This is a genomic window from Thermocoleostomius sinensis A174 (assembly GCF_026802175.1).
GTDB lineage: Bacteria > Cyanobacteriota > Cyanobacteriia > Elainellales > Elainellaceae > Thermocoleostomius > Thermocoleostomius sinensis.
Genome location: NZ_CP113797.1, coordinates 5,720,467 through 5,746,002 on the forward strand (window position 1 = coordinate 5,720,467; position 25,536 = coordinate 5,746,002).

The 25,536-nt window shown below is 49.1% G+C and carries 24 protein-coding genes; 13 read left to right on the forward strand and 11 right to left on the reverse strand.

Annotation, left to right across the window (positions count from 1 at the left end; translation table 11 throughout):
• Positions 1 to 21 precede the first annotated feature (21 nt).
• The 4 genes from OXH18_RS24775 to rpsT all read right to left on the reverse strand — a co-directional run bounded on the left by OXH18_RS24775 (position 22) and on the right by rpsT (position 7,067).
• A complete protein-coding gene (locus tag OXH18_RS24775; RefSeq protein WP_268610222.1) occupies positions 22 to 1,896 on the reverse strand; it encodes a DNA-directed RNA polymerase subunit gamma in 1,875 nt (624 codons plus the stop codon).
• A gap of 127 nt (positions 1,897 to 2,023) precedes the next feature.
• A complete protein-coding gene (rpoB, locus tag OXH18_RS24780) occupies positions 2,024 to 5,347 on the reverse strand; it encodes a DNA-directed RNA polymerase subunit beta (protein ID WP_268610223.1) in 3,324 nt (1,107 codons plus the stop codon).
• Between the two features lie 442 nt (positions 5,348 to 5,789).
• Positions 5,790 to 6,611, reverse strand: coding sequence for a TatD family hydrolase (locus OXH18_RS24785; RefSeq protein WP_268610224.1), 822 nt, complete (start codon positions 6,609 to 6,611; stop codon positions 5,790 to 5,792).
• A 150-nt stretch (positions 6,612 to 6,761) separates the two neighbouring features.
• Entirely contained in the window at positions 6,762 to 7,067 is a 306-nt protein-coding gene (rpsT, locus tag OXH18_RS24790; protein WP_268610226.1) for a 30S ribosomal protein S20, read from the reverse strand.
• A 237-nt stretch (positions 7,068 to 7,304) separates the two neighbouring features.
• Between rpsT and hisD the strand changes: the two genes are divergently transcribed.
• The 3 genes from hisD (at position 7,305) to OXH18_RS24805 (ending at position 11,544) form a co-directional block, all read left to right on the forward strand.
• Entirely contained in the window at positions 7,305 to 8,618 is a 1,314-nt protein-coding gene (gene hisD / locus OXH18_RS24795; protein WP_268610227.1) for a histidinol dehydrogenase, read from the forward strand.
• Positions 8,619 to 8,749: 131 nt separating this feature from the next.
• Entirely contained in the window at positions 8,750 to 9,199 is a 450-nt protein-coding gene (locus OXH18_RS24800) for a universal stress protein (RefSeq protein WP_268610228.1), read from the forward strand.
• Positions 9,200 to 9,255: 56 nt separating this feature from the next.
• A complete protein-coding gene (locus tag OXH18_RS24805) occupies positions 9,256 to 11,544 on the forward strand; it encodes a patatin-like phospholipase domain-containing protein (RefSeq protein WP_268610229.1) in 2,289 nt (762 codons plus the stop codon).
• Positions 11,545 to 11,723: 179 nt separating this feature from the next.
• Here the strand turns inward: OXH18_RS24805 and OXH18_RS24810 are convergent, their stop codons facing one another.
• On the reverse strand, positions 11,724 to 12,140 hold the full coding sequence (locus OXH18_RS24810; RefSeq protein WP_268613253.1) for a hypothetical protein: 417 nt from the start codon (positions 12,138 to 12,140) through the stop codon (positions 11,724 to 11,726).
• 192 nt (positions 12,141 to 12,332) lie between these two features.
• Here OXH18_RS24810 and moaD point away from each other — a divergent pair, with 192 nt between their 5' ends.
• Complete coding sequence (gene moaD / locus OXH18_RS24815) at positions 12,333 to 12,611, forward strand: molybdopterin converting factor subunit 1 (RefSeq protein ID WP_268613254.1); 279 nt, start codon at positions 12,333 to 12,335, stop codon at positions 12,609 to 12,611.
• 12 nt (positions 12,612 to 12,623) lie between these two features.
• Here moaD and OXH18_RS24820 read toward each other — a convergent pair whose 3' ends face one another.
• The 6 genes from OXH18_RS24820 to OXH18_RS24845 form a co-directional block, all read right to left on the reverse strand.
• Positions 12,624 to 13,763, reverse strand: coding sequence for a serine hydrolase domain-containing protein (locus OXH18_RS24820; protein WP_268610231.1), 1,140 nt, complete (start codon positions 13,761 to 13,763; stop codon positions 12,624 to 12,626).
• Between the two features lie 6 nt (positions 13,764 to 13,769).
• Complete coding sequence (locus tag OXH18_RS24825; protein WP_268610233.1) at positions 13,770 to 14,897, reverse strand: aldo/keto reductase; 1,128 nt, start codon at positions 14,895 to 14,897, stop codon at positions 13,770 to 13,772.
• A gap of 94 nt (positions 14,898 to 14,991) precedes the next feature.
• On the reverse strand, positions 14,992 to 15,498 hold the full coding sequence (locus tag OXH18_RS24830; protein WP_268610234.1) for a bifunctional nuclease family protein: 507 nt from the start codon (positions 15,496 to 15,498) through the stop codon (positions 14,992 to 14,994).
• 442 nt (positions 15,499 to 15,940) lie between these two features.
• Positions 15,941 to 17,260, reverse strand: coding sequence for an aminopeptidase P N-terminal domain-containing protein (locus OXH18_RS24835; protein ID WP_268610235.1), 1,320 nt, complete (start codon positions 17,258 to 17,260; stop codon positions 15,941 to 15,943).
• 94 nt (positions 17,261 to 17,354) lie between these two features.
• Entirely contained in the window at positions 17,355 to 17,687 is a 333-nt protein-coding gene (locus tag OXH18_RS24840; RefSeq protein WP_268610236.1) for a HesB/IscA family protein, read from the reverse strand.
• Positions 17,688 to 17,818: 131 nt separating this feature from the next.
• The gene (locus OXH18_RS24845; protein WP_268610237.1) at positions 17,819 to 18,031 is read right to left on the reverse strand and encodes an RNA-binding S4 domain-containing protein; all 213 of its coding nucleotides are present in this window, start codon (positions 18,029 to 18,031) and stop codon (positions 17,819 to 17,821) included.
• A 79-nt stretch (positions 18,032 to 18,110) separates the two neighbouring features.
• On the opposite strand from OXH18_RS24845, the gene OXH18_RS24850 reads away from it, so the two are divergent.
• The 9 genes from OXH18_RS24850 (at position 18,111) to OXH18_RS24890 (ending at position 25,482) form a co-directional block, all read left to right on the forward strand.
• Positions 18,111 to 18,908 (forward strand): proteasome-type protease, encoded by a 798-nt coding sequence (locus OXH18_RS24850; RefSeq protein WP_268610238.1) that lies wholly within the window; start codon positions 18,111 to 18,113, stop codon positions 18,906 to 18,908.
• Positions 18,909 to 18,925: 17 nt separating this feature from the next.
• A complete protein-coding gene (locus tag OXH18_RS24855; RefSeq protein WP_268610239.1) occupies positions 18,926 to 20,038 on the forward strand; it encodes an ABC transporter ATP-binding protein in 1,113 nt (370 codons plus the stop codon).
• A gap of 225 nt (positions 20,039 to 20,263) precedes the next feature.
• The gene (gene cas6 / locus OXH18_RS24860; protein WP_268610240.1) at positions 20,264 to 21,391 is read left to right on the forward strand and encodes a CRISPR-associated endoribonuclease Cas6; all 1,128 of its coding nucleotides are present in this window, start codon (positions 20,264 to 20,266) and stop codon (positions 21,389 to 21,391) included.
• A 365-nt stretch (positions 21,392 to 21,756) separates the two neighbouring features.
• Positions 21,757 to 22,608, forward strand: coding sequence for a class I SAM-dependent methyltransferase (locus OXH18_RS24865; RefSeq protein ID WP_268610241.1), 852 nt, complete (start codon positions 21,757 to 21,759; stop codon positions 22,606 to 22,608).
• 32 nt (positions 22,609 to 22,640) lie between these two features.
• Positions 22,641 to 23,732 carry a PepSY-associated TM helix domain-containing protein gene (locus OXH18_RS24870; protein WP_268610242.1) on the forward strand — a complete coding sequence of 364 codons (1,092 nt, stop codon included), beginning with the start codon at positions 22,641 to 22,643 and terminating at the stop codon, positions 23,730 to 23,732.
• On the forward strand, positions 23,729 to 24,274 hold the full coding sequence (locus tag OXH18_RS24875; RefSeq protein WP_268610243.1) for an ABC transporter substrate-binding protein: 546 nt from the start codon (positions 23,729 to 23,731) through the stop codon (positions 24,272 to 24,274). Before OXH18_RS24870 ends, OXH18_RS24875 begins: the two co-directional genes overlap by 4 nt.
• A 16-nt stretch (positions 24,275 to 24,290) precedes the next feature.
• Complete coding sequence (locus OXH18_RS24880) at positions 24,291 to 24,641, forward strand: ABC transporter substrate-binding protein (protein ID WP_268610244.1); 351 nt, start codon at positions 24,291 to 24,293, stop codon at positions 24,639 to 24,641.
• Positions 24,631 to 24,810 carry a hypothetical protein gene (locus tag OXH18_RS24885; protein ID WP_268610246.1) on the forward strand — a complete coding sequence of 60 codons (180 nt, stop codon included), beginning with the start codon at positions 24,631 to 24,633 and terminating at the stop codon, positions 24,808 to 24,810. Before OXH18_RS24880 ends, OXH18_RS24885 begins: the two co-directional genes overlap by 11 nt.
• A gap of 12 nt (positions 24,811 to 24,822) precedes the next feature.
• Entirely contained in the window at positions 24,823 to 25,482 is a 660-nt protein-coding gene (locus OXH18_RS24890; protein WP_268610248.1) for a TVP38/TMEM64 family protein, read from the forward strand.
• Positions 25,483 to 25,536 lie beyond the last annotated feature (54 nt).

Here is a 25,536-nt window from a genome sequence, read left to right on the forward strand (position 1 = left end):
AGCCCTCACTCGTTGGTGTGTCTAAGTCATCAAGGCATCGTAAACGGTCCGGTTGTAAATGATGCGACCGGGTGTTGTTTTGATGTATTGGGAGATAAGGTTGCCGTTGGCATCTTCCCGCACTCGACGATATTTGTAGAGCTTTGTCACCATACCATCGTCGAAGGTTTGCACTTCGATCGGCTCGTTATCTGGTTCATCGCTTTCCACCTCGCCGTCAAATCGCACCCAAATAAAGGAATGAATATCTACTTGCCCTTGGTCATAGGCAATGATGGCGTCTTCTAGGTTGGCAAAATAGCGCCCGGCTCCCTTCGTCGCATCAGGATTTTCGGCTGTAAGATAATAACAGCCCAACACCATGTCTTGACTCGGAGTGATGATGGGGCGTCCAGTAGCGGGAGACAGGACATTGTTTGATGCCAGCATCAGCAAGCGGGCCTCGGCTTGGGCTTCCAACGACAGCGGCACATGCACCGCCATCTGATCACCGTCAAAATCGGCGTTGAATGCGGTACACACCAATGGGTGAATTTGGATGGCGCGACCTTCTACTAGAATCGGTTCAAAGGCCTGAATGCCCAAGCGGTGTAGGGTTGGTGCTCGGTTCAACATCACCGGGTGTCCGTCAATCACCTCCTCTAATACATCCCAAATTTGGGCATCGTTGCGTTGAATCATTTTTTTAGCGGCCTTGATGTTATTCACCAAGCCCTGCTTGATCAAACGATGGATGACGAAGGGTTGAAACAGTTCGATCGCCATTTCCTTGGGCAGACCGCACTGGTGGATCTTTAAGGGAGGTCCCACCACAATCACCGAACGACCGGAATAGTCTACCCGCTTACCCAGTAGGTTTTGCCGGAATCGACCTTGCTTGCCTTCAATAATGTCCGACAAGGATTTCAGCGGGCGATTGTTAGCTCCAACCACAGTCCGACCCCGACGACCGTTATCAATCAAGGCATCTACCGCTTCTTGCAGCATCCGCTTCTCATTCCGGACAATGATTTCTGGGGCCAGAATTTCTTGCAGTCGTGCCAAGCGATTGTTACGGTTGATCACGCGCCGATAGAGATCGTTGAGATCCGAGGTAGCAAAGCGACCCCCATCTAGCTGCACCATTGGGCGCAAATCTGGTGGAATCACGGGGATCACTTCCAGAATCATCCAATCTGGCTTTGACTGTGTGGCAATGAAGTTATCAATCACCCGCAGTCGCTTAATCAACTTCGCTCGCTTCTGTCCTTTAGAGTTAGCAATGTCTTCCCGCAGAACTTCGGCTTCTTTTTCTAAATCGAGATCTTGCAAAAGTTGTTGCAGCGCTTCAGCACCGATGCCAACTTCAACCCCAATGAGTTGCGAATCCTCGCTGTATAGCTGATCTTCAATCTCAATCCACTGATCTTCGGTCAGCAGTTGTTTATAGCTAAGATTCTCGGCATTACCCGGATTAAGCACTACATAGGAGTTGAAATAGACAATCTGTTCCACATCCCTTAATGGCATGTCCAATAGAATGGACATATAACTGGGAATGCCTTTTAGATACCAAACATGGGCAACGGGAGCCGCTAGCTTGATATAACCCATGCGATGGCGGCGCACGCGAGACTCAGTGACTTCCACGCCACAGCGTTCGCAAACAATGCCCCGATGGCGTACCCGCTTATACTTACCACAGTGACATTCCCAATCCTTGGCTGGGCCAAAAATACGCTCACAAAATAACCCATCCATTTCCGGCTTCAATGTCCGGTAGTTAATGGTTTCAGGTTTGGTGACTTCACCCACCACCATGCCATTTGGCAACGTCCGCTCTCCCCACTGACGAATGCGATCGGGAGAGGCCAGACCAATCTTGACATAGTCAAATCGCTGTTCTAGCTTTGGCATCGCTATTATTTCCTTTTCCTGGCAGTTTTTAAATGGGGATCAGGGATCAGGGGTTAGGGGTCAGGGATTCATTAACCCCTTAATTTGCCAAAATCCCCAATTCCCAATCCCCAACACCTAATCCCTGTTACTCCTCAATCTCTTCCATCTCTTCACGAGAGATAGATTCGTAGGTGGGGCGAGATGGCGTGCGTCGCGTTCCAACATCGGCCATCAGATCTACTTCCACATCGCGGCTAGTGCCGTCTTCTTGGGTTTGCAACTTGTGGGCAGCAATATCCAAACAGAGAGACTGCAATTCACGCATCAGCACCTTAAAGGATTCAGGCGTTCCTGGACGGGGAATAGCCTTACCCTTAACGATCGCATTGAGAGCCTCATTGCGCCCTTGCATATCGTCAGACTTCACCGTTAAGAGTTCTTGCAGAATATAGGCAGCCCCAAAGGCCTCCAAAGCCCACACCTCCATTTCACCGAAGCGCTGACCGCCTTGCTGGGCCTTACCCCCCAAGGGCTGTTGCGTTACCAGCGAGTACGGGCCAGTCGAACGAGCATGAATCTTGTCATCCACGAGATGCACCAGCTTCAGCATATATGCCTTGCCAATCGTCACTGGACGATCGAACGGTTCCCCCGTGCGACCATCATAAACCTGGATTTTGCCTGGGTTCTCTGGATTGAACAGCCAAGGTTGAGCCGTTTTCTCACTGGCTTCTTGCAGCTTAGCGTGGGTTGTGAGGCGGGAAGCTTCCTCGCCGTACATTTCATCAAACGGTATCATTTTGAAGCGGCTGCCCAGATTGTGACCCGCCCAACCCAGCAAACACTCGAATACCTGACCCACGTTCATCCGAGAGGGAACTCCCAACGGATTCAGCACGATGTCTACCGGGGTTCCATCCGGCAGGTAGGGCATATCTTCACGCGGCAAAATTCGGGAGATAATCCCCTTATTGCCGTGGCGACCTGCCATCTTGTCACCCACCTGAATCTTGCGCTTTTGGGCTACATACACCCGCACCACCATGTTGGCTCCTGGCGGCAGTTCATCGCCCTGCTCCCGCGTGAAGACTCGCACATCGACCACACGTCCTTTCTCACCGTTGGGCACGCGCAGCGAATTATCTCGCACATCCCTAGCTTTTTCGCCAAAAATAGCCCGCAGCAGCTTCTCTTCTGGTGGTTGATCAGACTCTCCTTTCGGGGTTACTTTGCCCACCAAGATATCGCCCGCTTCTACCCAAGCGCCAATGCGGATAATGCCAGTTTCATCCAACTGACGCAGGGCATCTTCCCCGACGTTAGGAATTTCCCGAGTAATTTCTTCAGGCCCTAACTTGGTTTGCCGTGCCTCAATTTCGTATTTTTCAATGTGAATGGAGGTGTAGACATCGTCATACACCAAGCGCTCGCAAATGAGGATGGCATCTTCATAGTTGTAGCCTTCCCAGGGCATATAGGCTACCAAGATGTTTTGCCCCAAGGCTAACTCACCTCCTTCGGTTGCAGACCCATCAGCCAGAATTTGTCCGGCCATGACTCGATCGCCTGCGAAAACAATCGGGCGCTGATTGAGACAAGTATCTTGGTTCGAGCGCTGATATTTCTGGAGGATGTACTCCAACTCAACATCCCGACTACCCGGCACATCGGGATCAGCCACCGATCGAACCCGAATGCGATTGGCATCCACATGGGTGACTTCCCCATCCAACCGATTAACAATCACCATACCTGAGTCGCGGGCCGCCTGTGCTTCTAGCCCCGTTCCCACCAAAGGACGTTCTGGACGCAGCAAGGGGACAGCTTGCCGCTGCATGTTCGATCCCATCAAGGCGCGGTTGGCGTCATCGTGTTCAATAAACGGAATTAGCGAGGTCGCCACCGAGATGATTTGTACCGGAGAAATCGCCACATAGTCTACTTCTTCCGGCGATGTGGTGGTGAAGTCCTGACGATAGCGAACGGGAACTTGCTCACCCAAGATGTAATCATTTTCATCAATGGGAATGTCGCCTGGAGCCACGCGCAGATCGTCCTCTTCGTCGGCAGTCATATAAATTGGCGCAATGTCCTTGCGAACCCGACGATTTTCCACCCGGTGATAGGGAGTTTCGATAAACCCATACGTATTCACACGAGCATGGGTGGCGAGGGAGCCAATCAGTCCGGCATTTGGCCCTTCCGGCGTTTCGATCGGGCAAATGCGACCGTAGTGTGACGGGTGAATATCTCGAACTGCAAAGCCTGCCCGCTCCCGCGTTAAACCACCAGGTCCCAATGCGCTGAGACGGCGTTTATGGGTCAACTCCGCCAATGGATTCGTTTGATCCATAAACTGCGACAACTGTGAGGACCCAAAGAATTCCTTAATCGCAGCCACCAGCGGCTTGGGGTTGACCAACGAAGCGGGTGTGAGCGAATCGGCGTCGGAAACCGTCATCCGTTCACGAATAATGCGCTCCAAGCGGTTCAAACCAACTCTGACCTGATTTTGCAGCAACTCACCCACCGATCGGACTCGGCGATTACCTAGGTGATCGATGTCATCGATGCTACCAATGTCAAACTCTAGATTGATTAAGTAGTCGATCGCCGCTAGGATATCCTGCGCCGTAAGAATGCGAGTTGCTTCCGGAACATTCAGCCGCAGCTTCTTGTTGAGTTTGTATCGTCCGACCCGACCCAAATCGTAACGCTTGGGATCAAAGAAACGTGAATCAAGGAGTTGTTGACCGCCTGATACTGTTGGGGGTTCACCCGGGCGCAGTTTGCGATATAGCTCCATCAGGGCTTCTTCTTCGCTGAACTGGCCTTCTTTTTCGATCGTTTTTTGGAAATATTCCGGATGGCGCAAGGCATCAAAAATCTCACCATCACTGAGACCGAGAGCTTTGAGCAACACTTGGGCTGATAGTTTGCGGGTTTTATCGATGCGCACCCACACCAAATCATTTTTGTCGGTTTCAAACTTCAACCAAGCACCTCGGTTAGGGATTAAGCTCGCGTTGAAGGTGCTGCGTCCATTCTTGTCAATTTCCTTTTTGTAGTAAACACCGGGACTACGAACAATTTGATTGACGATGACTCGTTCCGCCCCGTTGATAATAAACGTGCCGCGATCGGTCATGAGGGGGAGATCCCCAATGAACACTTCTTGCTCCTTGATCTCACCTGTTTCTTTATTAATCAAGCGAGTAGGCACATACATCTGCACCGCATAGGTCGCGTCTCGACGTTTGGCTTCATCTACGTCATACTTAGGACGCCTAAGCTTATAGTCTTTTCCTAAGAAATGCAGTTCCAACTTGCCTGTATAGTCAGTGATAGGCGAGAAACTGTCTAGCTCTTCAATCAGCCCTTCTTCAAGGAACCAGCGGAAGCTAGCTCGCTGAATTTCCACAAGGTCTGGTAGGGTAAAAATAGGTGCAGCTTGGGTTAAGTTACTCATGCGTCTCCTCAAGTAGGTCACGCTTAGGGAATAGTCCCCTTCACACGATTCGATTCTGAACAAACAATTAACAACTTAAAGCCGTATAGACGAAAAAACGTCAGCCTTCAGCTATTGAAGACTGAGCAAATCTATAATGGCTTACCTGGTTCGCAGGACAACTGAGTTTGATAAGTCGCTGACGGAAATTTTCAATAGAGCGAGGGCTGGACGATGGGCAGGCAAAGTATAGCTTGATCAACGGCTTCTGTCAACTAATTTAGCTTAACAAACACAAGGGGCGAAAGACGAGCACCGCAGCTTACTAGATTTCGCTAGAGACAGTACACAAGACTAACAGAAATTAATGTGATAGCACATAATTTTTATTATGGCTTAAACTAGCAAGTTCGTGTAATCAACTTTAACTAGCAAGTTCGTGTAATCAACTTTGAGCGCCCAACTAACAGGGTGAAGCCACTAAATACGGCTTCTCTGTTTCAGGCAATGACAACCCAAACAAATGGCAGGCATTGGCTGTGGTTTCGAAAGCAAGCTGCTCTGGGGAAACCTGACGCAATTGGGCCACATAGTCGGCAACAAATCGAACATATGCGGGTTGATTGCGCCGTTCGTTGCGCTTGGGAACGGGAGACAGAAATGGGCAATCGGTTTCTATTAGCAGTCGATCGCTGGGTACCATACGAGCGGAAGCCTGAACCGAAGTAGCGTTCTTAAAGGTGACGATACCACTGAAGCTGATATAGAACCCCAAATCTAGAAACCATTGAGTTTCTTCGGGAGTCCCGCTCCAGCAATGCATGACACCTCGAACGGGTCCATGCTCTGCCCAAAAGGCTTGCAATCGATCGCGCATCTCGGTTGCTGCATCGCGACAGTGAATAATCACAGGCAGATCCAAACGCCGAGCAATCAATAACTGCTGCCAAAAAGCTGTGTACTGCTGGTCTCGATCATCTGCTTTATAGAAATCCAAGCCAATTTCGCCAATAGCTACGACTCTAGAATCAGACTGAGCCAATGTTGAAATTTGCTCGGTCATCGACGTGTCCCACTTTGCTACATCCAACGGATGTAATCCCACCGCAAAGGCAACCTCTGGAAAGCGATCGGCAATAGCACGAATCCCATCAAATTCGTCCGGTTCAACACAGGAATGAACAAGTCGCACAACTCCGGCAGCGCGCCAGTTTTGCGCAACCGTTTCTAGATCTGGTTGAAAGCTATCAAAGTTTAGATGAACGTGCGTATCAATCAGTTGCATTATGAAAATTTAGTAGCTCAGCTTTCTCTTTCCGTGTTAGCCGATGTGTCAGATCTTAGACAAGCTGCCTTTGAATAAGCCGAGCGGCAATCAACGCTGATTTATCCACCGCTCATGCCTGCTAACCGCTGATCCTTCTCGGCTCACTCCTCAAGAAGCCGCACTGATTTTTGACTCAACTGCTTTTAGGACTCGGGCCAATTGAGATTTCTTGCGAGCACCAGTGTTGGGATGAAGCACCCCGCGCTTCACGGCCTTGTCAATTTTGCTGTATGCCACAGCCATACGCTGTTGAACATTCTGCAATGCTTCGGGGGAAGGGTTGGCAGAATAGGCATTCACAGCAGTTAGATATCGCTTCGTCAGGGTTTTAACAGCCGACTTATAGGATTTGTTGTGCAGGCGGTTACGCTCTGCGATCTCAATGCGCTTGATTGCAGACTTGATGTTTGCCACAGCTACTTCCAGGAATCGTTTCAGTAATTTTAATCATCTTAGCGATCCACTATTCTATCGAAACAGTTCCTAAATTGCCAGATAAATCTGCTGGCAACAACACGAATCCTCCTAGAAATACAGGTTAAGCTAGAGAAAGAATAGGGCCAAGCGGTGCTGCAACGATTCTATCGAAGCCATTGCGATTTGTGCCCTTGCAGGTTAACCCAGATTATCGTTTCTATCCCACAAGTGGCGATGCTGCGAATTATTACTCAGCGGGCTGAGGCACTCACCGAACTTCGGCGGATTTGTGATCGCACTCATGATGATCAAGTTGTTCATAAAGAAGCAACGGTTCGCGAAGTGCTGCAAGCGATCAAGCGGCAAGGCGATCGGGCAATACTGCACTATACCGAAGAATATGATCAAATTGTGCTTGCGCCAGAGGAACTCCGCATTAGTGGTTCGGAACTAGAAGCGGCCTATCACCAGGTTTCCTCTGATTTATTAGAAGCCATTCGCTTGGCTTGTCGCCAGGTAGAAGCGTTTCATCGCCAGCGAGTCCCCAAAAGCTGGGTGCAGTTTGGGGATGATGAGGTGGTGTTAGGAAAGCGCTATACGCCAGTCGATCGGGCTGGATTATACGTGCCGGGAGGACGAGCGGCCTACCCCAGTACGGTGATCATGAACGCCATTCCGGCCAAAGTGGCAAAAGTACCTCGAATTGTGGTTACTACACCGCCGGGGCCTGACAAAGCCGTGAATCCGGCTGTTTTGGTGGCGGCTCAGGAAGCAGGGGTGCAGGAAATTTATCGGATTGGAGGAGCGCAGGCGATCGGAGCACTGGCCTACGGCACTGAAACGGTTCCGAAGGTAGATGTGATTACGGGTCCGGGTAATATCTACGTCACGCTAGCCAAAAAGCTGGTGTATGGCACGGTGGGGATCGATTCTCTGGCAGGCCCCTCTGAAGTGCTGATTATTGCCGATGGACGCGCTAACCCAGTGCATGTAGCGGCTGATATGTTGGCCCAAGCTGAGCACGATCCGCTAGCAGCAGCGATTTTGTTGACCACCGATTCGGGGCTAGCGATGAAAGTGGTTTCGGAAGTGAAGCAACAACTGCTCAATCATCCGCGCAAAGTCCTAACCGAGAAGTCGATCGCGCACTATGGGCTAGTTGTGGTAGTAGACTCGTTAGAAGCAGCAGCAGAATTGAGCAACGAATTTGCTCCTGAACATCTGGAGCTAGAAGTGGCAGACCCGTGGAGCCTGCTGGCAAACATTCGCCACGCTGGGGCGATTTTTCTCGGTAACTCCACTCCTGAAGCGGTAGGCGATTACTTGGCTGGCCCCAACCATACCTTGCCTACCTCTGGATCTGCCCGTTATGCCTCGGCGTTGGGAGTTGAAACCTTTATGAAGCATTCCAGCTTAATTCAATATTCCCCGCAGGCGCTGCATCGAGTGGCCCAAGCTGTAGATACGTTAGCAACGGCTGAAGGATTGCCTTCTCATGCCGACTCTGTGCGCCTACGAGTTCGAGGTCAACTAGAATCTGATGATTGAAATCCAGTCACTGCGTAAAACGATTTAGGTAGCCCTTTTTAGAGTAATATCGCTAAATCCCAGAGATTGAAACCTAGATCATCTTAGACCTAAACATCGAACGTTCTACGGGTGTCAGGAGAAGCAGGGCTGTGTTTAAACAAATTCTGGTTGCGCTTGATGGATCGGAGTTATCTCAACAGGTTGTTCAAGCCCTAGAGCAAATTCGGGTTGAGCCAGACACGCAGGTGGTATTAGCGCACGTACTAGTGACCGTAGGAGCCAATCCAGACGTGGCAGCCGATCGGCCTCAAACCGATCTAGAACTAATTCCTCGCCAGCAACTCGAAACACTGCAACGATATCAAGATAGGTTGCCCTGTAAAAGTCGATTAGAAATTGTGACGGGCGATCCAGCCGAAGAAATTGTTCGCCTTGCTAATATCTATCACACTGATTTGATTGTGATTGGCAGCCGGGGGTTAACTGGACTCAATCGCATTTTGAAAGGCTCGGTGAGCAGTCAAGTGGTGGAAGATGCGGCCTGCTCTGTGATGGTAGTTAAACCTTTCTCTGTGACAAGTTCCGGCTCTGTAAGTTAGCGTCTTGGAAAGTGTAGTGACTGCACCCATAGAGCTTAGGAGACGTGTGCTTGCTCATGAGTTTGCCGTTCTGGTTAGCGATGGCAATTGACCTGATACCGCCATTGCCCCTAGTTGAATTGCTTTCACAAGTGTTGCAGTATGGGTTCTTACTGCGAGTTCCCCTATCAGCAGCGGTCTTGATGATGGTGCTGCCGTTTCTCTCTACTTTTGTTGCTCCGGCAATGTTGCGTAATTTATTTGTGCTGCGTCAACGTTGGGAACTAGCCTTGATTACTGGAACGGCAATCTTCACAGGCATGGGGATTACGACAGTACTAAATATTTTGTTAGGTAGTATTCCCGATCGCTTTCAATTAGTGCGGTTATTTGAACTGCCCCAAGTTTGGCAGTATGGTATTGCGCTCGGGTTAGGGTTAGGGATGGCGATTCCGGCCGCTAAACTTTCTCATAAAGAAAACGTCATTCGTAAACCTGTTTCTGGCTTGCTGGTTGGGGTTCTTGCCGCCGTTGCATTGCTTATGTTGGGCGATCGAATCAGTGACACCATTGCTGCCTCTGGGGTTCTCAAGCAGTGGATGGCTACTCTAATGCAATCGATGCCAGAAGACCTGCGAAAGGGCTATAGTGCTGCCGAAAATCACTTAGTGGCGATCGGGTTTTTAATACTGGTTCTGATAGTTTATTTCAGTATTTATTTCTATGGCTGGCGCGTCTATCAACCCAATCAATCATTACAAAACCAGATCACCATTGATCAACATGCTTACGAAATTCCTGCGCTTTTCTACCTGCTTGTCATTTTGCTGTTGCTGGTTTTGCTGTTTAGCGGTGTTACCTTTCTTTTAGATTATTTTCGGGTTCCTCTGTTAGCTTTCTTGCTGCTTGTTTCCATAGCAAATTATGCAATCTTTCGCGTTCAGCATTTTTATCAATTACTGCCGAAGGCGACTTTCCCAAACACAACTTTTCAGGAGGTATTAAATACTCGGTTGAGCTATCAAGATCGAGTTACTGATTCTGGTGAGAAACTTGACAAAAATCGATCGCTGGTGGTTGTTTGTGCGGCAGGAGGTGGCATTCAAGCCGCAGGTTGGACGGCTCGCGTGCTCACAGGTTTACACGAAGAATTGGGGCCGTCCTTTACTCAGGCAATCGGCTTAATTAGTTCCGTTTCGGGTGGCTCTGTCGGCACGATGTATTACTTGGATGCCTTAGCAGAAGATGCAATCGGCTTCGAGAAAGCAAATCCGTTGGTGATGCAGCAGATTTTCGATCGAGCGACTCAAGAAGGGCTGGATGCAGTAGGGTGGGGACTGGCTTATCCTGACCTGTGGCGCATTATTGGGCTACCCTTTTTGGCTCCCCTACTGGGGGCAAAACGCATCGATCGAGGGACGGCGATTGAAACCGAATGGAAAGTGGCTTTAAGCAACCCGTCTGCCTCCTTAGCAAGCTGGTCCAAAAAAATTAAAGCCGGCAAACTGCCGATTCCAGTGTTCAATGCGACGGTAGTTGAAAATGGCAGCCGGTTACTAATCAGCCCCTTGTCCTTTAAAGAGAGTCCAGCTAACGAAAACTTACCGACAGAATCAGTTTCTTCATGGCGATCGTCTCCCTACACAGATACTCGCTTTAGGGACTTTCGCCAAGATTATCAAGACTTTGATTTGAACGTGGCCACAGCGGCTCGGCTATCTGCAACCTTTCCCTATGTCTCTCCAGTTTGTCGCAATCATCCAGACGTTCCAGCAACTAATTATCATGTGGCAGATGGCGGATATTTTGACAATAACGGGATTTTTACAGCCGTTGAATGGCTAGACAATTGTGTCTTACCTCATGCGAAAGAGGTAGGAATTCAGCGAGTTTTCTTTCTAGAAATTCTGCCATTTCCTAAAGCTGAACCTGCGACTTCAATTGTCGCGTCCCCTGGTTGGCTAATGACCACATTAGGTCCCTTACTAGCTGCCTTTAAAGTTAGAAATTACACAGTAACTGCCCGCAACACGGTTGATGTTGGAGACTTAAAAAAGTTTTGGGAAATGAAGCTGAATGCTCAAGCAAATTCTTCCCAAGACTCTAATTATTCCTTCGAGCTAGAACACTTCATTTTACAATTCCCAATTGATTTCAAGGCATCTCCCAAGCATCATTCGTCTCGTTTTCCCTATAGAATTAACGATGCTTTTCTCAACAATCGCGGTGATTACACACCTCCCCTATCTTGGAAATTAACGGATGTAGAAAAGGCGAATATTCTTCGCGCGTGGAAGTGGGTTGTTGCCAACGATCAAGAAATGAAAAAGCTCAAGAGAGCATGGTTGTCTCGGTTAAATGCTTGATATTTGTGTGATTCCCTTAACCTAATAACTCCGATTGAGTGACAATTCTTTTCCCTTATTCTTTAATCGCTGTTCTCATATGGGGCGAAGGGACTTCAACCCCAACCTCTAGATCGAATGCCCCCTGCCTGCTCTGGCAAAGGGATTGGGGAGCAGGCAGTGCCAGTTTTGTCAGTCAATCAGCCCATAAACCTAACTCTTCTGTCAGCGTTATCTTGCTGCATGGCTAAAAACTGTCGCAGTCGTAACAGGCTCAGCGTTTGACCAAGGTTTAAGGGCAGTAGCGAAACGCCCTCCAGTGAGGATTGCAGCCATCCGTCGCCCCAGTACCATTCATGGAAACCGTCGATTCCCTTACTCATGAGAAACCGCAAACTGTTAGAGTTCACATGATCAACCTGATGTTGGATTGGTACGGGGCCAATCCAGCTTGTGAAAACCAGTCCTTGGTGCAGGCGATCGGGCAAGCCAGTTGAAAAGGTTTGAGGAAAAAGCCATTGCTGAAATTGGGCTGGACAAAGCAAACTATCGCGAATTTGCTGTTCGGAAGCATTTAATTCAATGCGAAGATTACTCTGTTGAAACGTGCCAAACATAGACATTGAGGTTCATGTAAAAGAGCGAGAATAGACGATCGACAATCAACCCAGCTTTCAGTCCATTCTTTATCAGCCTAGCGTAGGCAGTCGGTGAATGAGGACAGCAACGTTTAGGAATCTGCTGTTAGCTTTTAGAATCTAGATACTGTCTCAATGCAACAGCCTGCAATCGCCACCGAACCCAATGCTATGACCTACGCAAAATCCGATGAACTTGACACCGTAACAGTGACGGTTAAACTGTTTGCCGCCTATCAAGAAGCCTATGGAGTACCAGAACTCAGGCTTGATCTGCCAATGGGAGCAACCGCCGAAACCGTGCGCGATCGGCTTTTGAGTGAACACCCCGAACTAGAACAATGGCGTGACCTAACTCGTTTTGGTGTGAATTTGCAATTTGTTGAACCGCATACCCCTTTACAAAACGGCGATGAAGTGGTGCTAATTCCTCCGGTCAGTGGTGGTTAATTCCTTATTTATTTAAGGCAGTGAGGTGAGGTCCAGCCGAGACGCATATCGCAGCAGAGTCAATCCCATCGTGGTTAACGATCGATCATCAACCATTGCATCACCGTAGTTAGACAACAGCACGACGCCTACTTGGTTCGCCCGATTTAAACCCAAAAAGCTGACAAAGCCGCCTGTGCCGCCATTCTGCCAATGGAATATCCAGCCTTCGCAGGTTTGTTGAATGTTCCAACCTAATCCAACATCGTCAAGCCAGTAACTTGTGTGCTTTTGACAGACTCGATCAATCGCTTTGGCTACGGTTGTGTCTGCTGTATCTGTTGTATCTATAGCTATATTTGTGTCTATAGCTATATTCATATCTGTATTGCCTACAGCAGCCGCTACAAATTTCAGCAGATCGCCAGCGGTTGATTGCAATCCATGACAACCTACCAGTACCCCTGCCTGCCAGTGAGGAGTCGGAACCCAATCGATAAACGCACCATCTTGGCTATACTCCGGGCGATAGCCAGCCATTTGTCGCAGTTGCTGCTGGGGCGAAACAGTCACTACCGTATCCGTCAGGTTCAACGGCTGACAAACCAGTTGTTTAACCAACGCTTCGTAGGATTTCTCGGTCTTTAGCTCTAGCACATGCCCCAGCAAGCCCATACCCAAATTGGAGTACTCGTAATATTGTCCGGGGGGGTGTACCAATTGCATCTGCTCTAAGGCAGCATACAGATGCAACGCTTTGTAGCTAACGTAAGGGTTATAAGGATCTTCAGTGACTTCAAAAAAGTTGGCAGGCAGACGCGGCAGTCCAGCCGTATGGGTCGCTAGCTGACGCAAAGTAATCGCTTGCACTGGCTCTGGCACGATCGTGCTCGACGGTAAGTAGGACGCGATCGAATCATCTAATTTCACTATTCCGTCTAGTTCCAACCTGGATAGCAAAATGCCAGTGAAAACTTTTGTGACCGAGCCAATTTCAAATAGCATGGATGCACTCGGCGGAACCGATGCAGAACCGCTCGTCTGACCAAAGCCCTGAATGTAGGTTTGCTCGGCTTGCCACACAGCAACCATTACACCAACCTTGGAACGCGAAGCAAGGTAATCTTCTACGAGTTGTTCAATTTTACAATTGAGCGAGGCAGGGTCATTCATCAACGTCTACTCCCACAAGCGGCGACGGGGTGGACCGCTGAGTCGATCGTGCGTATCTTTTAATAATTGAGGAATATCTAGGTTTTCGGGGCAGCGGGGCAGGCAGTCACCACAGTTAGTACAGCGATCGGCTTTGTTTCCGGGAAACCAGTGTCCGGCGTTCTCGAACATACCATAGCGATATTGCCCAAAGGAGGTCATCTCGTAGGCAACGGCTAAATTTCGCAGGCGCAGCACTTCGGGGATGTTGATTCCTTCAGGGCAAGGTAAACATTGATAACATTGGCGACAAGCATCCGTACCCAGGGCTGTTCGCTGTTGACTCTGCAAGCGCGCTAGGGCGGCTGCTTCGTCACTGGTGAGTGGCTCAGTACGATCGAGGACCGGCAACAGAGCATCCAATTCGCCAGGATTAGCGGCTCCAACGCTGAGGGTCGTAACTCGCGGATCGCTGAGCAAAAATCGGTAGGTAAGTTCTAGGGGCGTAAACGGCTGACACAGGTGGCGGAGGACAGGGGAGGGGGTATGCAACATACCACCTTTGTCGGCCGGGGAAATGATGAAAACGCCTAGGTCTTTCGATTCTGCCAACTCAATCGCCGCCCGATTGCGCTGATTGAAGAAGTAGTAGTGAAGGTTAACGAACTCGAATTGATCGGTCGCGATCGCTCGTAAGATTACCCCCAACGGTGCATGAGTGGAAAACCCGACGTGGCGAATTCGGCCTTCATCAACTGCTTGCCATACGGCCTTCATGCAACCATTGGCAGCCTCCACCCACGCCAAATGCTCCTCCGTGTTGAGTCCATGAATCGCCAAACAGTCCAGGTAATTCACTCCCAGCATATTCAACGATTGATCGATACAGCGGGCCATCGCGTCGCGATCGGGTGTTGGCGCAATCTTACTAGTGAGATACAGTTGGTGCCGAGGCAAGGAGAGGAGAGTCAGTGCCTTGCCCAAAAATTGTTCGCTATTGCCGTAGCCTCGTGCGGTTTCAAGATGATTGATGCCAAGTTCGATCGCCCTTGCCACCGTCTGTACTGCATTTTCCTCAGAAGCCAAGTAACGCATGGTTCCTAAAGAAAAAACAGAAAATGGTAGATTCGTTTTGCCAAAGCGACGAAACCGCATACAAGCAGACAAGATGACAGAGAAAAGCTAAAGAATAAAAAATTGATCCCCTCTTTATACTTTAGCCTTCAGGCTCTAGCCTTTGGTCTCGCTGTCAGCTTTCGTCTCGCTTGCTGAAACGGCCATCTTGCTTAAAGTCATCGGGGCGCAAGTTAGAGAGAAAATCACGAAAGGCTTGGCGTTCTGCTTCGTCCGCATCACGATCGACCGGAATGGACGCATCGGCAATGACTTCTTCCATGACCCAAATAGGGCTTTTGGTTCGCAGTGCGATCGCAATCGCATCGCTGGGACGAGAATCGATTTCTTTACGAGCCTCACCTTGGCGAACTTGCAGAATGGCATAAAAGGTATTGTCTTGCAGCGAGTGAATAATGATCCGCTCGAGCACCATATTCCATTCTTCTAGCAAATTGACCAACAGGTCGTGAGTGAGCGGGCGAGGCGGAACCTGATTCTCTAGGGCGCTGATAATAGCTCTGGCTTGTTCTTGACCAATGAAAATTGGTAGCTGGCGGCGCTCGGCAGCATCTCTCAATAGCACGATCGGGCTACGAGAGACTGCATCTAGAGCAATTCCAGCGACTTTCATTTCAATCATGGCTTAGCCTCTAGAATCCGTTAGGGGGGTAGAAAAATCGAATTGAAGAGCAGTAAAGTAAGTTGGAACTCAATGAACTCAGGCAATCAGACTGTAGAAGGACAGCCTTACGATCAAATCACTTAAATTCAGATAAACAGATCTTATAATCTATTTTCACCTCTAACTTAGTGAGATTGCTACGGTGTAAGTACAAATGTTGCTAACTTTATGTTGCCAGCAAAATTTAACTATGAGATCCAACCAACCCACTGATGATAACTTCAGGGGAGTTCGATTGACTTCCAGTATGCCCTGATCTCGGCTGGAATCTGTAGGGAGAATTCTGAAAGTTTGTCTAAGAAATAGACGGTGCTTCGATCGAAGAGGTGCCTCTCCATTTTGCCAATTTGCCCACGTTCTGATAGAAGTCTGTTTAAGGTAGGACTATTTAAGTACAGCCTTACGATCGTAACGATCGTTGGATCTCATCTACTCTCTTGGGAACAGCGGCTGTCAAGATCTCGTGACCTGTTGATGTCACCAGCACATCGTCCTCAATGCGAACTCCAATGCCGTGCCAGCGTGGATCAATTTCTGGTTGTCCTTCAGCGGGTTTAATGTAGGGCGAAATGTAAATTCCTGGCTCCACGGTCAAGACCTGCCCTGGCTCTAGCGTGTGGGGTGTTTCGCCGTGTTGATAGACTCCAACATCGTGCACGTCTAACCCCAACCAATGTCCTGTCCGATGCATGTAGAAGGGCTTGTATTTCTCGTCTTTGATAATTTCGTCCATGTCTCCACACAGCAAGCCCAGATCGAGCAAGCCTTGGACAATCACGCGCACGGCGGTGTCATGCACCTGATTATAAGGATTGCCGGGATGGACGTGTGCGATCGCCTGCAATTGCGCCTCTAGAACAATTTCATAGATCGCCTGTTGCTCTGACGTGAAGGCTCCACCCACCGGGAAGGTACGGGTGATGTCTGAGTTGTAATAGTCGTAGGCACAACCTGCATCAATTAGCAATAGCTCGCCGTCTTGCATCTGGCGCGTGTTTTCCGTGTAGTGCAGCACGCAAGCGTTGGCTCCCGACGCTACGATCGACGGATAGGCTGGACCCATGGCTCCCCGGAGGCGAAAGGTATGTTCAATTTCCGCTTGTACTTCGTATTCAAATCGTCCGGGTTGGGCGAACGCACGAGCGCGATTGTGGGCTTCGGCGGCAATGTCGGCGGCTTTACGCATTCGTTCTAGCTCAATAGTGCTTTTGATTTGCCGCATAGGGTGCAACAGCGGAGCCGGATCTTCGATCGCTGTGGGTCCAATGCCTTTCTTAGGATAAATTGCTAGCAATCGTTGCCAATGTTTCAAGATCGTTTCGTTGAATGCTTTGTCGCGCCCTAGGTGATAGTAAATGCGATCGGCTTTTTCTAGATATTGTGGTAGTTTTTCACTCAGTTCGTCGATGGAATATACCGCATCTGCCGCAAACTGCTCCTTGGCAGCGTCTACACCCACGCGATAGCCCGTCCAGGTTTCTTTCTCTAAATCCTTTGGCTGCACAAATAAGATGAAGCGATGGTCTTGATGATGAGGAGCCAGCACCGCCACTGCGCTTGGTTCATTAAAGCCCGTCAGATAAAAAAAGTCGCTATCTTGGCGAAAGTTATATTCCACATCATTGTGCATCACTGCCATGGGGGCACTGCGAAAAACAGCCGTGCCTTTGCCAATCTTTGCCATAAACTGTTCGCGACGCTGGGCATATTCCGATTGCATAGGTAACCGCGAGGATAGGGAGGATGAAGAGGGAATGTTATCTGTTGTATCCAGAAAAACTGAAGTTAGCAACCTGCCTTTTAGACTGGGCTGATTAGGCTGAGTTAACCGAAAACGAGTTGCCACAGCCACAATTGCTGACAGCATTGGGGTTGTCGAAGCGGAAACCACCACCCATCAAATCTTCGGTATAGTCAATTTTTAGTCCATCGACATAGGGCAAACTGTCAGCATCAACGACGATTTGCAAACCATCACAGGTCTGAATGTAATCGGCCGTTGCGATCGCATCATCTAGCTCTAGCGCATAATAAAAGTCAGCACATCCCCCCGACTTCACACTCAACCGAACCGCTATGTTGGGATGAGTTGCTTTAGACTGAATGCGGTGAACTTCGGCAATAGCAGCAGGACTGAGATGAATCATAGTGTTTGGGGTGTTTGAATTACCCGAAGACCAAAAGATCTATGCTGATTGTACTGAACTCTAGGTGCTTAAAATGGCGCTTAAAATTAAGTTTTAGATTCAGGGGACATTGTCTAGTCTACAAGCAGGGTCTACTGTTGAACTGTGTAGGTTTCTCCCATCACAACTACCCGATCGCCCTTCACCAGCTTGCGCCCGCGCCGTGTTTCGATCGTGCCGTTGACTTGGACTTCGCCAGCTTGAATGAGCAGCTTGGCTTCGCCACCCGTTTGAACCACGCCCAACCACTTCAAAAATTGATCGAGTTTAATTTTTGATTCAGTGCTGAATTCAGACGATGTCATGAACGTTGCAAACCCTTAAAGATAAGATCTGGGAAAGATCTTCATTATTTCATTTTCTTCTATTATATTTGGTTGCCGCATGACCTATTGTCTTGGCATTATTACTCGCTATGGACTGGTATTTGGTGCAGACTCTCGTACCAATGCTGGCGTTGATTATATTTCTACCTATCAAAAGCTGTTTGATTTTTCTGATCCAGGGCAGCGGGTGGTGCTGTTAGCGGCCTCTGGTAACTTGTCGATGACACAAGCGATCGTCAATGCCATTCAGCAAGATTTGAAGCTGATGGAAAGTGAGAACATTCATACCCTGCCAACCCTTTATGACATTACTCGCTACATCGGCAATAAGGTGCGTGTGGTCCAAGAGCAAGACCGCCCCTGGCTAGAAAGAGACGGGATTGATTCTAGTTGTACGCTGTTGCTGGGGGGACAAGTCCGGGGAGAACCACCGGGGCTATATATGATCTATCGTCAGGGAAATTTTATTCAAGCAACGCCAGAGACCCCATTTTTGCAAATCGGTGAGACGAAATATGGCAAACCCATTCTCGATCGCACCCTCAGTTTTGATACCCCACTGGAAGCGGCGGCTAAGTGTGCTCTGCTGTCGATCGATTCTACAATGCGATCTAATATCTCGGTGGGACCGCCAGTCGATTTGGTGATGTATGAAGCAAACAGTCTATTTGTTAAACACCAGGTTCGATTGCGCGTGGGTGATCCTTATTTAATGCAAGTGCGAAAGCAGTGGGAAATCTCGTTGCGGCAAGCGTTCGAGCAAATGCCAAATATTGAATGGGGCTATGGTGAGGAGAATGTTTTGATGGAATCGGGAGTGGGGAATGGGGAGTCGGGAATCGGGAGTCGGGAGTAGGAAAAGGAAACAAGGTTGTGGCACGGATTTATTTGGATGCAATTGAGCGTCGGTATGGGTCGGTAGTGGCGATCGAGGACATCACGTTTGAGGTTCCTGATGGGGAATTTTGGGTGTTGGTGGGGCCGTCTGGTTGCGGGAAGTCTACGATTTTGCGAACGATCGCAGGTCTTGAAACGGCTACGTCGGGCAATTTGTACATTGGCGATCGGTTGGTAAATCAAGTACCGGCCCGCGAACGCGATGTGGCAATGGTGTTCCAGAACTATGCTCTGTATCCCCATATGACGGTGGCTGAAAATTTGGCGTTTGGGCTACGGATGCGCAAAACCGATGCCAAAACGATCAAAGCGCGGATTGAGACGGTGGCGCAATCGCTGAATATTGCCCATTTGCTCGATCGCAAGCCGAAGCAACTTTCGGGAGGGCAGCAGCAGCGGGTAGCGTTGGGTCGTGCTATTGCTCGCCAACCACAGGTATTTTTGCTGGATGAGCCACTGTCTAATCTAGATGCCCAGCTACGGGACGACACGCGCGCCGAACTGAAACAACTGCACCAGCGCTTAGGTGTGACAACGGTTTATGTAACGCACGACCAGGTGGAAGCGATGACGCTGGCCGATCAAATTGTGGTGCTAGATCAGGGCAGAATCCAGCAAATTGGCTCGCCGCAAACAATTTATGCTCGACCTGCCAATCAGATGGTGGCAACGTTTCTGGGTAGCCCACCGATGAATGTCTTGTCAGCGGTCTATCAAGACGGACAGTTTCAGGTTGAAGGACAAGCAATTCCCTGCCCCGATCGGCTGCGGAAGCAATTGTCATCAACAGTTAGCCAATCTTCAACGGCGCAGCGGTTCAACTTGGGCATTCGTCCTGAACATGTACATTTGGCAGAATCGAGCGAGCGACCGCTCATGGCAACAGTGATGGTGGTGGAACCGTTAGGACGAGAGATTTTGGTGCGCACCGTGCTGCCGATGGAAACTAGCGGCGCGGCTCCTACTATTAGCTTGCAAGTTGCTCCAGAAACCCAAATTCAACCCGGCGATCGATTGCCACTGGTATTTGATCTGGAGCATTTGGCGGTGTTTGATCCAACCACAGGCAATAACCTCAGCTTGGCTTAACCCGCCTTCTAGAATGAAGTTCCTAACTTCTCTAAGAGAAATCTACCGTGAGCTTGGATTCAGCAGCAGACTATCGATGTTTAGAGCAATGGACTAGCGATAAGATTGGAGACGAATGATCACATAGATAATGATCACATAGATTCGGAGTAGAATCCGCGCAAGACCGTTGATGCTCTAGGATGATCGGACTCCGATCAGTATTGCAAACCCTCCTGCTGCAACATGGCTCCATCGTCACCATCTCCTCGCAAACGGAAGCAGCAGTTCAGTTCCTCTTCAGCTTGGGCAGCGGAGACTGAACTGGTTGGTATCACCCTAGACCTAGAGCCACTACAAACCTGCTCTCTTTATGCCCAATACACGATCGGGCTTCATGCTTGGTTGCTCGATCAAGTGCGGCAGTCCGATCCAGATTTGTCTACTCAACTGCATGATGAGCAAACGGAGAAAGCATTTACCATTTCTGGACTGGAAGGAGCCTTAGAAACCAACGGCAGAATGTTTCAACTGAAGGCGGGGCAAACCTACCAATGGACAATCACCGCTTTATCCAATCCGATTGCACAATGGTTGGCAAAATGGATACAACAGCCGCCTCAAGTGGTTGCATTGCGGAATGCCCCGTTGCAAGTGCGTCACATCAAAATCACTCACTTGCCAATGACCTACGAGCAACTCTGGGAGACAGACTATCCCGATCGCTTTCGAGTCGCACTTAGCTTCACGTCACCTACAAGCTTTCGCCGTCGGGGATTACATTTACCATTGCCGATGCCATTCAATGTATTTCATAGTTACTTGCGCCGCTGGAATACTTTTTCAGGAATTGAGTTTGAGCCAGATGAGTTTTTGGAATGGGTGGATGAATCGATCGTGATTGTGCGACATCGGCTGGAATCAACGCGGGTTTTGGCCGGGAAAAAGGGGACAGTAACGGCGTTTACAGGGGCGATCGAACTGGAACTGTCAGTGAAGGCACCACGAGATGATGAGTATGAGCAATTATTGTTTGCGCTGGTGCAGTTGGCTCCTTATTGCGGCACAGGACATAAAACCACCTTTGGTTTGGGGCAAACCCGATTAGGATGGGCAGTACCTGAATTGCAATCTCCTCCTGCTCTACAAACGATTCTGCTTGATCGCATTGCGGAGTTAACCGAATTGTTTATTGCTCAACGGCATCGTACAGGGGGCGATCGAGCCAGTCAGATTGCAGAAACCTTAGCGACGATTCAAGCCCGGCGAGAACTTGGAGAATCTTTGAAGACGATCGCAGAAGATTTGCAGATGCCGTATGAAACAGTGAAAGCCTATGCAAAACGAGCAAAGCGAGGAATGATTCAGGAATAATTGGAAGGAGTCTTTTGCAAGGAATTGAGAATACGAAGGGTGCAAAAAAATAATTATTCCTACTTCAAAATTGTGAAATATTTGAAACACCACTATTATCCATCAAACTACCTCTGCTGGGAATCTAGGCACTCGCACAATTTGCTCCTGGCTGCTAAATAACTGTTCAAGAATAACTATTCAGAATTATCAACAATTGAACATTTGAGAGTCTCAGGATAAGTTGCGGAATCCTGCTCCATCGCTCATGCTAGTTGCGGTATTGAAAGTGAAGCTCATGTCGCTGGCTAAAACGCAGTCCTTGCCTAAATGATAATTATTTGCAATAATCTACCACGACGACACTCAATCAGGAACCTGCCGCCATGCAACTGCGAGAATCGACCGATCAGCTTACAGGTGTCACTGAAACCCTCATGATTACGCTGTATGCGCGTGCGATCGAAGCCCAGCGTTCAGAGTCAATTCTGAGCGATTGCAAAGCGGTTGAGATTATCGAACACCTGGATTACGACTTCAGTAAATACGAGCAAGGCTGGGGATCGCAGTTGGGTTGCGTAATTCGGGTGAAAATCCTCGATCGCATCGTCCAGAACTTTCTAGAAACCCATCCTAGTGCTGTGATTGTTAACTTGGGTGCTGGATTATGTACCCGATTTTCTCGGTTAGACAATGGCGAAGTGCGCTGGTACGAGGTTGATTTTCCAGAGGTGATCGACCTGCGGCGTAAGTTATTTCAGGAAACTGACCGTCATCGGTTTGTTGACAAATCTATTCTCGACTTTAGCTGGATGGATGACATACAGCGATCGCCCAACCAGCCGATGATGATTCTCTACGAAGGGGTGTCTATGTATTTATCAGAAGCGGATAACAGGGCTTTATTGCTGCAAATTGGCGATCGCTTTGCTCCTGTTGAGGTGCTGTTTGATGTTATCAGTCGCAAGCTTGCTCGAGGCACGAAACAGCATGATACCGTCTCGAAGACCAGCGCTGAATTTCAGTGGGGAATCGATGATTCTAAAGCCTTGGAAACCTGGAGTCCAAACATTATCCGCAAACAGGAAGAATTTTATCTCACTCAGTTTCTGGATTATCCGCAACGATTACCAATCGTTTGGCGCATGGTAGCGCAATTGTTTCCGTTTATTCCATTAGCCTTATTCAAAAACTCTAGTCGAATTGTGCGATTGCAGACAGGAACCCACATACTATAACGCGACCAAAATCATCACGCTGACTTTGACTTATGGGTAAAAAAGTAATTCGCCATTCAGTATTTTATCTGCATCGCTGGTTGGGACTGGGAGTCGGTCTGTTGCTCTGCATTGCAGGACTGACGGGCAGTGTGTTGGTCTTCTGGCATGAAATCGATGCCTGGATTTTGGCACAGCGGTTTGGATCAGTCGATTTAGCTGGAGAACGCATCCCCATTGCAACAGTCATTGAAACGGTGAACGCAGCCTACATCCCTGACGAGTTCACGCTCAGCAGCCTTACTCTTCCAACCCTTTCCCATCAGCCCTACGTTGTGTGGCTAGAGGATGCAGCCGCACACCACTGGCAGGTATTGGTCAATCCCTACATGGGTCAGGTGATGGGCGATCGCCAATGGGAAACCAGTTGGATTGGTCGCATTTATGCTCTCCACTATTCACTGCTAGCCGGGGAAGTAGGCAGCTTGATTATGGGTATGGTTGCCCTTTTTGCCTTCATCCTCAGTCTCACAGGCATCATTCTCTGGCCGGGTTGGCGCAAGCTGATCGCTGGGTTCAAAATCAAATGGCGGGCACATCCAAAGCGTATAAACTTTGACCTTCATAAAGTCATCGGCATCATCGCCGCATTATTTCTTGCAGCGATCGGCTTCACAGGCTTTAGTTGGAATGTTCCCCAGGCGCGAGTGACCGATGCTATCCATGCGGTGACGCTCACCCCCAAACCTGCCGATCTCTCCTCTCGCTCCATTCCCGGTCAATCACCGTTGCCGCTTGGCAATCTGGTGCAACGAGCAGAAGCAGCCATGCCTGAAGCCGCGATGACTTATGTGGTGTTTCCCAGTGAACCAGAGGACCCCTTTCGAGTTGGCAAGAAGCAGGCCCAGGAGAAAGACAGGTATGGGCAAACGCAGGTGTATCTGGACCAATTTAGCGGCGAGGTACTTCAGATCAATGACGGGCTGAATCCATCTCGGGCAGATGCAATTCTGAATCAATTTGGACCGCTGCACTATGGCACTTTTGGTGGGTTGCCGACCCGAATTCTATACGTGTTTGTGGGACTGTCCCCAACGGCGCTGTTTATCACAGGTTTAGTCATGTGGAGGTATCGAAAAACATGACAGCTACAACAGGGGAATTGTATCGAGCCACAGACGCAACAGGGACAGAAATTCGATTAAACCAACCCGCAGAACGAATTGTCTGTTTCACTGCAACTGGCATTGATATTCTTGCAGAACTCGGTTTAGCATCTGTGGGCTATCTCTCCCAAGGCATTGCCGATTATCCCGAATCTTATGGCGATCGCGCCCAGCAGTTTACCGCTATCGGTTTCTGGATGTTGCCCAATTTAAAGACCATTCGCCAGCTTCAACCGGATTTGATCTTGGGATGGCGATTTCCCTATCGGTTTTACCAGCACTGGCTGCGGCAAATGGCCCCAACCTATCTGATGAGCGGCAGTGGATATAATCCTGCGTTAGCCCGATTACGTGATGTGGCTCAACTAACCGGACGTATTACCGAAGCAGAAACCGCGATTCAGCAACTCGAATCACAGCTTCAGACCTACCGCACAATCATTTACAGCCCATCCCAAAAAGACCGTGTTAATGATGGGCGGCTCTATGCTGAATTCGCTTTCCCGTCGATTCATTGTTGAGACAAATGTTGGAACGATGGGTAGTTGGCTGCAAGAACTAGCTCATTATCTCTGGACTGAACCTACGGGAAACAGAATAGAACCTGGTTTGATGAATGTTTCCCTCGATCGCATCCTTCAGGGTAATCGGGATATCATCTTTGTGCAAACCTATCCGCCTTCTGGTGCTCCTCTCTCCCAGCAGCTTGCTAAGCATCCGCTGTGGAAGCAATTAAAAGCCATGCAAACTCATCAAGTCTACGAGGTCGAGCAATTCTGGCACTCTGGCAACGGTACACGAATGATTCGTCTCATGCTTAATCAATTGCTGTCCGTCATTTATCCTCAACTGTTTCCTCAACCATCTTCTAAACTCAATGAACACTAAAGGACTACGACAACGAGAACTGTGCGATCGTCTAGGACTGAACTATAAGAGCGTGGCTCAGTTCGCTCGACAATTGGGACTCAGCACCCATGCCTATTTGCAACAACAAACTGGCTGGATTTTGCGAGATGAGCGTTACTATCCACCTGAAACTCAGTTCAAGGACTAGTCGAGTGACTCTATGAAACCAACGCTGATCAAAATTGCTGAACTGAGCTTGATTGGTTTGTTGATGGTTCTCACCTTCTGGCTGGTCAATCAAGTAGGCATTGACCAAGTGCGAGCCAATGTGGATCAACTCGGCTTCTGGGCACCGCTAATTGTGTTGCTGCTGCGGTTAACCAGCATCGTAATTCCCGCTTTGCCCGGAACTGCCTATTCGATTCTGGCAGGCACCCTTTTTGGATTTGTGGAAGGATTAGTAATAATTGCAATCGCTGATTTCATTGCTTGCACGACGAACTTCCTGATTGCCAAACGCTATGGCAGAGGCATTGTCCAACGTTTGGTCGGTCAACGCTTCATGGGCAAAGTCGATCGCCTCAGCTATCGGTATCTCGAAGGCAATTTTTTCCTGCTGGCTGGCGTCTTGATGACAGGCGTATTCGACTTCGTTTGCTATGCGGTAGGTTTAACACGGATGTCGTGGCGGAGCTTTGTGGGGGCATTGAGTCTGAGTATCGTGATTGCCAAACCACCGATTGTGGCGATCGGTGCTGGGATCTTTGAGGGGGGCAGAATCCTGTTGGGGATCGCGCTCTTGGGCACGTTTGCGTTGGCCATTTTGACGGGATGGCTAAGACGCAATCAGAATTTGGAGGAACAGAGCAATGGTGAATAGCCTGGAAGGATTTAGCCGAGCAATCCTCAAAAACTGGTTGACACTTTCCCCTCA

Bases quoted from the DNA above. Each gene is read 5' to 3' on its own strand.
- OXH18_RS24775 (WP_268610222.1), bottom strand. From the start codon at position 1,896: ATGCCAAAGCTAGAACAGCGATTTGACTATGTCAAGATTGGTCTGGCC.
- rpoB (WP_268610223.1), bottom strand. From the start codon at position 5,347: ATGAGTAACTTAACCCAAGCTGCACCTATTTTTACCCTACCAGACCTT.
- OXH18_RS24785 (WP_268610224.1), bottom strand. From the start codon at position 6,611: ATGCAACTGATTGATACGCACGTTCATCTAAACTTTGATAGCTTTCAA.
- hisD (WP_268610227.1), top strand. From the start codon at position 7,305: ATGCTGCGAATTATTACTCAGCGGGCTGAGGCACTCACCGAACTTCGG.
- OXH18_RS24805 (WP_268610229.1), top strand. From the start codon at position 9,256: ATGAGTTTGCCGTTCTGGTTAGCGATGGCAATTGACCTGATACCGCCA.
- OXH18_RS24810 (WP_268613253.1), bottom strand. From the start codon at position 12,140: ATGTTTGGCACGTTTCAACAGAGTAATCTTCGCATTGAATTAAATGCT.
- moaD (WP_268613254.1), top strand. From the start codon at position 12,333: ATGACCTACGCAAAATCCGATGAACTTGACACCGTAACAGTGACGGTT.
- OXH18_RS24820 (WP_268610231.1), bottom strand. From the start codon at position 13,763: ATGAATGACCCTGCCTCGCTCAATTGTAAAATTGAACAACTCGTAGAA.
- OXH18_RS24825 (WP_268610233.1), bottom strand. From the start codon at position 14,897: ATGCGGTTTCGTCGCTTTGGCAAAACGAATCTACCATTTTCTGTTTTT.
- OXH18_RS24830 (WP_268610234.1), bottom strand. From the start codon at position 15,498: ATGATTGAAATGAAAGTCGCTGGAATTGCTCTAGATGCAGTCTCTCGT.
- OXH18_RS24835 (WP_268610235.1), bottom strand. From the start codon at position 17,260: ATGCAATCGGAATATGCCCAGCGTCGCGAACAGTTTATGGCAAAGATT.
- OXH18_RS24840 (WP_268610236.1), bottom strand. From the start codon at position 17,687: ATGATTCATCTCAGTCCTGCTGCTATTGCCGAAGTTCACCGCATTCAG.
- OXH18_RS24845 (WP_268610237.1), bottom strand. From the start codon at position 18,031: ATGACATCGTCTGAATTCAGCACTGAATCAAAAATTAAACTCGATCAA.
- OXH18_RS24850 (WP_268610238.1), top strand. From the start codon at position 18,111: ATGACCTATTGTCTTGGCATTATTACTCGCTATGGACTGGTATTTGGT.
- cas6 (WP_268610240.1), top strand. From the start codon at position 20,264: ATGGCTCCATCGTCACCATCTCCTCGCAAACGGAAGCAGCAGTTCAGT.
- OXH18_RS24865 (WP_268610241.1), top strand. From the start codon at position 21,757: ATGCAACTGCGAGAATCGACCGATCAGCTTACAGGTGTCACTGAAACC.
- OXH18_RS24870 (WP_268610242.1), top strand. From the start codon at position 22,641: ATGGGTAAAAAAGTAATTCGCCATTCAGTATTTTATCTGCATCGCTGG.
- OXH18_RS24875 (WP_268610243.1), top strand. From the start codon at position 23,729: ATGACAGCTACAACAGGGGAATTGTATCGAGCCACAGACGCAACAGGG.
- OXH18_RS24880 (WP_268610244.1), top strand. From the start codon at position 24,291: ATGGGTAGTTGGCTGCAAGAACTAGCTCATTATCTCTGGACTGAACCT.
- OXH18_RS24885 (WP_268610246.1), top strand. From the start codon at position 24,631: ATGAACACTAAAGGACTACGACAACGAGAACTGTGCGATCGTCTAGGA.
- OXH18_RS24890 (WP_268610248.1), top strand. From the start codon at position 24,823: ATGAAACCAACGCTGATCAAAATTGCTGAACTGAGCTTGATTGGTTTG.